The following is a 7,623-nucleotide window of genomic DNA, read 5'->3' as shown; positions in this document are numbered from 1 at the left end:
TCGTTGAAACTACTGTATTTATCTCATTACAGTATTCTATATTATCCCAAAAAATTAAGTTAGGAGTATTCTGGGTTTGCATTACTATTGCAATAGGGTGTTTTTTGATAGGGAATTTCATATCCGCTTTTCAAGTACTTAATGTAGAATTACCAATACAAAATTTTAATATTTCTGATGTATTTCTACTGTTTTTCTTATTTTTCTTTCTCTTTGCGTTCTTTTATAAAATCATGATGGAATGTAACAAATGGGAGAAAGCATATTTACTTTGTGATTTATGTATTGTTGTTACTGCTATTTTTACATTAGAGTGGTACCTATTTAATAAACCATCTGCAAATATCTTATTCTTATCAATTGGAGATGTTTTTCTCTCATTTATTTTTCCAATTATAGATTTATTACTTCTATTACTTGGAGTTACACTAATCTTTCGACCTGCTATTTTCAATGCAAAAAGTAAATTGTTTATTTTTATCCTAGTATTAACTGGATTGGCTATTACGGACTACTTGTATTTCTACTTACAGGATGATTTGTCAGAGCGTTCAGTTATATTTTTAAGGTGTTTGTATAGAGTTTTCCTATTATTTATCGCTATTGCTGCTACAATCCCAAAGAATACTTCTTCTAAAAGAAATTATTTTATTATTAATCCGACATTTGGAGAGAAACTTCTTGGTATATTCCCTTATCTTGCAGTTGCAGTCTTAATTGGCTTTACTTTGAAAGAGCAAACTTCTTCAGCTACATTAATTACGGGAAATTGTATTGCTTTTGTATTTGTACTGATTCGTCATACAATCGTACGAATGCAAAACAAAGAGTTAACTAAAACATTAAAAGTGTTTAATAATCAATTAGAACAAACAGTATCTCAAAGAACAAGGGATTTAATAAATAAATCTAATGATTTAGTAAAAAATCAAGAGAGATTTAAGTCATTATATGAGTATCATCCGGATCCTATTTTAACGATTGATTCAAACGGTATCGTATTAAATATAAACCAGGCTGGAAGTATGTTATTAGGAAAAGAAAGTGCTGCATTAATAGGGAAAGAGTGCTTCTCTATTTTTTTAGATGAAGATAAATCTGAATTGGAAGCAGCTATAAAGAAAGGGAAACGATGTAGTTCATCTTCACTACAGTTACGTGTGAAAAATAACAATGAGAAGGATATACTCTTTTGGTATGTCACTATAGTTCCTATTATGATAGAAGGACAAACCTTTGGGAGCTATGTAATGGTAAAAGACATAACAAGGATGAAACAACAACAGGAAGAGATAAATTACCTTGCATTCCATGATACGGTGACGGAGATTGGAAATCGTATATTCTTCCAACAAGAATTAGATAGATCTATTAAGCGTGCACAAAAAACGCAGGATAAGTTTGGGCTCCTGTATATTGATTTAAATCGCTTTAAGACTATTAATGATACATTGGGTCATTCGATTGGTGACAAGGTTTTAAAAGAAGTTGCCAAACGTTTTAGGACATGTCTGTCACCGACTATTCCTCTAGCAAGAATAGGTGGTGATGAGTTTGCGATCATTGTCCATAACCAAACAGAGCAACAGCTATTGGATTTGTGTAAAACTCTATTTCGTATAACTGAAGAACCATTTGTAGTAAATCAGCATAGTTTTTACTTATCTCTTAGTATAGGAATAGCGGTGTATCCATTTGGAGGAATAAATACTACTACACTTTTACAACACGCTGATATCGCTATGTATAGCGCAAAGGAAAAAGGTAACAATGCTGTTTGTATGTATGACGAGACATTATCTCAAAAAGTAACTCGTCGATTACGATTAGAACAGGATTTACCAAATGCAATTGAAAATAATGAGTTGTTTTTATTGTATCAACCACAAATTGATAGTAAGGCAGGTAAGGTTATTGGTGCAGAGGCTTTAATACGTTGGCAACATCCAGAGCTTGGGCTGATTTCTCCTTTTGAGTTTATACCTATCGCAGAAGAAACGGCGCAGATTATTTCAATTGGAAAGTGGACGTTACAGAAAGCGTGTCGACAACTGAAAGAATGGCATTCTGCGGGTTTTTCAAATCTAAAGATGGGGATAAATTTATCAGCTATAGAGTTTGAACAGAAAGATTTTGTTCAAACAATGATATCTACTATAGAAGAGATAGGAGTACCTGCTAATTCGATTGATTTGGAATTAACAGAGCGAATTGCAATGGTAGATGAAAGAGAAACTTTATTAAAGTTAAAAGCATTAAAATCATTTGGTGTACATTTATCAATTGACGATTTTGGTACAGGTTATTCTTCACTAGCGTATCTGCCTCTTTATCCAATTGATACTTTGAAAATTCCAAGAGAATTTGTTAATAGGATTGGAACTTCTACTGATGGAGATGAAATTATACAAACCATTATTTCACTTGCTCATACTTTAAACATGAAAGTGATAGCAGAAGGGGTAGAAACGAAGGAACAATTAACAGTGTTACAACGTAATGTATGTTATCTAATTCAGGGCTATTACTACAGTAAACCTGTAAATGAAGATGAATTTATGGATTTTTTAATTGTAATGCAAAATGAATAAGTGAAAAATTGATATATGTATGAAGTAAAGTGAAAAGACGTTCTATCCATTTGGAGTAGAACGTCTATTTTATGTTTATTTTCAGTAGTTATGCAGTTATGTTTATGTTTCAGCCTTTGAAAGTAAAATAAGTATCTATATTCTTTGTGTTAGGGATGATTTTAAAAATATTTTATTTATAAAAATATGATGTTCATTTGTAGAAGATGGATAATTAATCAAGGGGCAAGAACCTCATTAGATAGGTGTTGGAAAAATAGTCCATATAAGATGCTACACGAGTTGTATCCAGGGAAATTTAAAGAATGGGAATTCAGGTTCCACATAGACCCTAGTTGATTTATATAGTTGCACAGGTCTAGGTCTAGATAAGGAAAACGTCCATAGCAGGTGATTATTTCTTTGTTATATAGAAAATACACATTAAACGTGTATGTGAACAAAATGAACATTTGGTTAAAAAGAGTATATAAATAGAAAGCACCTAATTATTGGATTCATATTTTAGTCTGAGAGCCACAAATTCGATGCGACGTGAAAAGGATTTGTTGAAATAATGGAGGGCTGATCTGCAAGCTGTTCAAGAAGAGAAGAGGCTGAAGAAGAAGGCTAAGAAAAAGGCTAAGAAAAAGAATAAGAAATATAGCATTCCTGGTAATACAGCTGACTTCATGAATGGAAAGAATACTTTTCGTAGAGAGAATGGGGTATGGAAGCAAAGAAATAAATGATATGAGAATCAATAGTTTTGATTAAATGTATAGGAATTGTTGTAAGCGCTACTGCGGATTGGGTGGTGTTTTGTTTGTTGTTAAGAGAAAGTAAGGTGTGAGGGGATGGAGGGTTATGCCAACCTTCCTTTTGAAAAAAGATTGGCATTGTTGTTACATACGTAATTTAATAAAACTTGTCTTAAGTGGTATAACTTCCACTATTACTTTTTCTAAAATACGAAAATCTCACCGTACGAATTCCAAGAGAGTTATTATAAAGTGTAAGACTCATTTAAGAGTTAAAAAACCATTTTGTTGAATCTCTTTCCAAAATGGTTTTATTATTAATTTTGTGAAAAGCGGGTATCAAGGTTACAGATTTTAAAGTAAAAGATTATTTATTTGCGTCTGGCAATATCATCTGCTAAACGGATTAATTCCTCCATAGTAATCTTTCTCCGTAACTTATCCTTTATGACTTTCTCCATTTCCTTTGTAACAGTCAATCCCTCAATTGCTAAGGTCGCCTTTGCTGCTTCAAAAGCTTTTTGCAGCTCTTCCTCATTTTTAAACATAATTTGTATCATCTCTTTCAATTTTAATTTATTTTTAATTGTTATTTCTGCCTACTAAACCTAAAAATATATAAAAATTAGTTGAATGGGGGTTGTGCCATTACAACTTTGTGAAAATAAAACGGGATTCAATATTTAATCATTAAAAGGATCAAGTTATATATATAGAATCTAAAACAGAGATATCTAGTACGGAATTATATTATGAGAACAGAGCATATCAAGTTGAAAAGGATGTATCTATGAAATTGCTTTTCCAGTACGTAAAATACAGGGTACTACATGTTTTTTGTCTGGTGGTAAATGTAAGAAGAATAAATCGTTTGTTAATAAGCGGGAATTTCCGGTGATTCATTACTTTCAAATGATAAAACAAGCACCCATTCGAGTGCTTGTTTTATCACGATTTAGAAGTTTCCTCATAACCATGATTTCTATGACTAGGATTTACTCCATCCCTATTTGAGTTTTACTTACTGCTAACTTTTGACCATCTTTTTCAATGAAACTAACGGTGAAATTAGCTCCTGTGCCACCTTTTGCATTTTTACTCCAACTAGCAGTATACGTTTTTACATTTTTACTTGTAGAATCAGATTTGATGTCAGGTTCGCCATATTTAGCAACTAGATCCTCGTATTTATCTCCACCTTCACCAGTTACAGGATCACCAGTTTTAATAGTATCCACATCGGCAACCGTTATCTTCTTTTTATCGTCCTTTTTCGTTTCTTGTTTTTGGTCTTGTTTTGCTTCTTTCTTAGCCTCTTGTTTTGGTTCATCTTTCTTTTCTGTAGAAGCTTTGTTTGACGAATCATCACAAGCAACTAGACTCATCGCTAAAGCACTTCCTAATGCAATCGTACTCAACTTTTTGAACATGTTTAATTCCTCCATTTTGAAAATTGTAAAATTACACAGATGATCATACCAAATTAAGGTAAATGGTGATGTCGTATTCTGTCGAGATAAGAAAAAACCATAACGCAAGTTCTACCGTTCACTCTAATTGGTAACGAATCGTTATTTGAAGTGTATTGGAAATACTACTATATATTGTTTTTTCTAAATGTTACAATATATAAAAGGGAGGTTTTCACATGGGAGATGTAATCGGTGATGTATTAGGAGGACTCTTTATGTCCATCCCTTCAAAAAGGGAAAAAGTCATTCGTAAAAATTTTAAGCTTTTGGAAAAAGAAGTGTGGTTTAAAGAAATAGAGCATAGATATGGTAGGTTAATGGTTTTTAACCATTCTATTAGAGATTTTGTAGCAAATGAGAACCTAGAGGATATCTTAAAGGATGTTGAGAAAACTCATACATTTCTTCATGAATTAGAAAAACTACTGCAGCAAGAAAAGATTTAATTGACGTAGTAGTGAAGGAATGCTTTATCCGTAAAGGATACTTCAAGCGTAGAGGTCTAAGGATATAGGTTTAGATGAAACAAGAAATCAATTATATGAAAAATTGCTTTATTGATTGATATATTCAGTTCTTGGAGAATTATTTCTTGTTTAGTGGATAGAATGATTCAATTTGCATGAACATCGTCAAATAGAGCAAATTAAAAAGGGGAAATTGTTTTGTGAAGTTGGAAGTGAAAATCATTGTCTATTTTTTGAGCCATTTAAAATAGCGTCAAGTTCTTACGTAATATATTAGAAGATTGGTACTGATCTATACAAAGAAAAGACACCAAAGGCGCCTTTCTCCGTATGTAACCATCTTAAGTTTAATGTTATGGATAAGATTCCTAACCAAAATGATTGTTGCAATTTAATATATTTTGAATACATGGATGTGTGCATTTCTATGACAAATAGATTATGCACTATCATGCAAGTTCGTATATTATTAATAATCATTTTCATCTGAGTTACTATCATACCTAGAGGAATCTTCATTTTTGTAACTAGAAGTGCTGTTATAATTGGAGTTACTATATGAACTTTTGGAACTTGAACTATTAGAAGAGCTATAATAGCTAGGGGAACTGTAGTCGTCATAATAGTTGTTAAAATCATCTTCATCATCCAAATCAGAATTTACAACTTTATTTGTATTTGCTTTCTTTCCAACTGATTGAACTCTATAAGACGCACTCCTTTTTTTATTTTGTTTTCTTTTTCCATTTCCTTTAGCTTGCAATGGAGGTGTATACGTTATAGGTATTACTCTAGATAATCCCCTTACAAATAATCGAACAATACATACTAAAATCCACATGCAAATAATAAATACAAAGACATAAAGAGCAATGTTGTAAATCATATTGTTTATTGTATCTATCATCGCACCCTTTGAAATATTAAACATAAAATCAATCACCGCCATTTTTCTATAAGTTTTATATCGAAAACGTAATATTAATCTAAATAGAATTATAAAATATTTTTTCCATTTTTTATATAAAAAATATGAATTTGTTACTGCGGATTAGAATTAAGAAAAAGACACCCTGAGGTGCCTTTCAATGACCTTAGTATCATTTTTTAGTGTGAAAAGGCAAATTGTATACAGTTTGATACTCTCGCTGGATTATTTCATTTGTATATAAATTATTTTAAACTTTTTCTCATTTTCATGCATTTGAAATTTAATATTGAGGGATACCGCTACATGCCCCATCAACTTAAGAAAAATAAATGTCCCAAAAATTATAAAAGGAACAAATTAATTTACTCCTTTTTTACTTGAATTCCACATGACATTTAGTATCAATGATTCCAAAAGCAACTTTACATGGGAACGGATTTTTTCCTATTGAAGCAGCGCGCATACATGAAAGCACCCAATCATCCAATTCTAAAGGTAAACGGAATACTTGGATACTACTATCATCGTTTTTTACTGTTACGATTGGTGTATTTACCCTAGTTGTAGTGAAACCATCAGTTGTTATCATTGCTACTGCATCATTATTATGAAAACCAGCGCTTAAAACCTCGTAAATTATTCCATCATTCTCATTGATAATCATAGGTATATTTAAATAGGGATAGTTATTTATATCATTATGAATAACTGTTCTTGCTGCATTCTTTTTTATCTGATTCCCTTGCATTTTATACACTCCTTTATAACAATACAAACGTTTAAATCTATTCTATTTTACATCCAGTATATCCGAAAATTGTAGTGTCAACTTATTATAAAAAGCATCCGTACATATGATAGCGCTATTTAGCGGATCTATATCGATGATGGTCATATAGTTAGTAAGTAAATAGCCGCCTTCATAATATGTAATTAGTATTTCTTCTTCGGACAATAAGGAACATAAAAGCATGTTCTTAATCAGTTCTTTTTCTTCAGAGGTTAAAATGGGAGATGCTACTTTATTTTTCTCTTTGATCATTTCACGAATTCCGACGAATTGCGCCCATTTTACCATTCCTCGGCCTTGTTGCATATTAGCGTTGTTCATGCTTTGTGTCCCCCTAACAGTGTGTTTCTGTATCTTGCTGTTGCATTATTTGTATACGAAATTCCTCTTAATATGCTATTCTCTCCAAATTTTGTGCGTATTTCATCCGTTACTTTCGTTAGCTTTATTTCTTGTTCTCTTTGCGTGACATTATCAAAAAGTGAAATTTGTTCTTCTCCTTCTTGAAGTAGGTTTGTTAAGGATATGTTTGTGCTACGAATGGTTTCGCCAGTATATTGCTGATTTGAACTATCTCATTTTTACTTCGTTTAGAAGAAGGAATTCCTAAGTAAAGAGTTCTATCGAACTCT

The 7,623-nt window shown here is 31.7% G+C and carries 7 protein-coding genes and 1 pseudogene; 2 read left to right on the top strand and 6 right to left on the bottom strand.

Going from position 1 to position 7,623, the window contains the following annotated elements; genetic code table 11:
- Positions 1–2,591, top strand: a 2,591-nt coding sequence (locus HMPREF2590_RS20195) for a sensor domain-containing protein (protein WP_256325168.1), incomplete at its 5' end; no start/stop codon positions are given.
- A 1,111-nt stretch (positions 2,592–3,702) separates the two neighbouring features.
- On the opposite strand, the gene HMPREF2590_RS30050 is transcribed toward HMPREF2590_RS20195, so the two are convergent.
- Both HMPREF2590_RS30050 and HMPREF2590_RS20190 read right to left on the bottom strand, forming a co-directional pair.
- Complete coding sequence (locus HMPREF2590_RS30050; protein WP_136363589.1) at positions 3,703–3,891, bottom strand: hypothetical protein; 189 nt, start codon at positions 3,889–3,891, stop codon at positions 3,703–3,705.
- Positions 3,892–4,326: 435 nt separating this feature from the next.
- The gene (locus tag HMPREF2590_RS20190; protein ID WP_000473787.1) at positions 4,327–4,761 is read right to left on the bottom strand and encodes a hypothetical protein; all 435 of its coding nucleotides are present in this window, start codon (positions 4,759–4,761) and stop codon (positions 4,327–4,329) included.
- A gap of 218 nt (positions 4,762–4,979) precedes the next feature.
- Here HMPREF2590_RS20190 and HMPREF2590_RS20185 point away from each other — a divergent pair, with 218 nt between their 5' ends.
- The gene (locus HMPREF2590_RS20185; RefSeq protein ID WP_000503056.1) at positions 4,980–5,249 is read left to right on the top strand and encodes a hypothetical protein; all 270 of its coding nucleotides are present in this window, start codon (positions 4,980–4,982) and stop codon (positions 5,247–5,249) included.
- Positions 5,250–5,739: 490 nt separating this feature from the next.
- Here HMPREF2590_RS20185 and HMPREF2590_RS29315 read toward each other — a convergent pair whose 3' ends face one another.
- From HMPREF2590_RS29315 to HMPREF2590_RS29310, 4 genes and pseudogenes are all read right to left on the bottom strand, one after another.
- Positions 5,740–6,219, bottom strand: a complete 480-nt coding sequence (locus tag HMPREF2590_RS29315) for a hypothetical protein (protein WP_228490595.1) — start codon at positions 6,217–6,219, stop codon at positions 5,740–5,742.
- A 355-nt stretch (positions 6,220–6,574) separates the two neighbouring features.
- Positions 6,575–6,949 carry a hypothetical protein gene (locus tag HMPREF2590_RS20175; RefSeq protein WP_001161878.1) on the bottom strand — a complete coding sequence of 125 codons (375 nt, stop codon included), beginning with the start codon at positions 6,947–6,949 and terminating at the stop codon, positions 6,575–6,577.
- 42 nt (positions 6,950–6,991) lie between these two features.
- Entirely contained in the window at positions 6,992–7,312 is a 321-nt protein-coding gene (locus tag HMPREF2590_RS20170) for a YolD-like family protein (RefSeq protein ID WP_001057827.1), read from the bottom strand.
- A pseudogene (locus tag HMPREF2590_RS29310) lies at positions 7,309–7,557 on the bottom strand (Y-family DNA polymerase); the annotation flags it as partial. The pseudogene HMPREF2590_RS29310 and the gene HMPREF2590_RS20170, both read right to left, overlap by 4 nt.
- Between the last annotated feature and the right edge of the window lie 66 nt (positions 7,558–7,623).

Origin of the sequence: Bacillus sp. HMSC036E02, assembly GCF_001836235.1 — a bacterium.
Classification (GTDB): Bacteria; Bacillota; Bacilli; order Bacillales; family Bacillaceae_G; genus Bacillus_A; species Bacillus_A cereus.
The sequence above is the reverse complement of the archived record's forward strand: the minus strand, read 5'-3'. Positions and strand labels throughout refer to the sequence as shown.

Excerpts from the sequence above, each read along its gene's own strand:
- HMPREF2590_RS30050 (WP_136363589.1), bottom strand. The coding sequence starts at position 3,891 with ATGATACAAATTATGTTTAAAAATGAGGAAGAGCTGCAAAAAGCTTTT.
- HMPREF2590_RS20190 (WP_000473787.1), bottom strand. The coding sequence starts at position 4,761 with ATGTTCAAAAAGTTGAGTACGATTGCATTAGGAAGTGCTTTAGCGATG.
- HMPREF2590_RS20185 (WP_000503056.1), top strand. The coding sequence starts at position 4,980 with ATGGGAGATGTAATCGGTGATGTATTAGGAGGACTCTTTATGTCCATC.
- HMPREF2590_RS29315 (WP_228490595.1), bottom strand. The coding sequence starts at position 6,219 with ATGGCGGTGATTGATTTTATGTTTAATATTTCAAAGGGTGCGATGATA.
- HMPREF2590_RS20175 (WP_001161878.1), bottom strand. The coding sequence starts at position 6,949 with ATGCAAGGGAATCAGATAAAAAAGAATGCAGCAAGAACAGTTATTCAT.
- HMPREF2590_RS20170 (WP_001057827.1), bottom strand. The coding sequence starts at position 7,312 with ATGAACAACGCTAATATGCAACAAGGCCGAGGAATGGTAAAATGGGCG.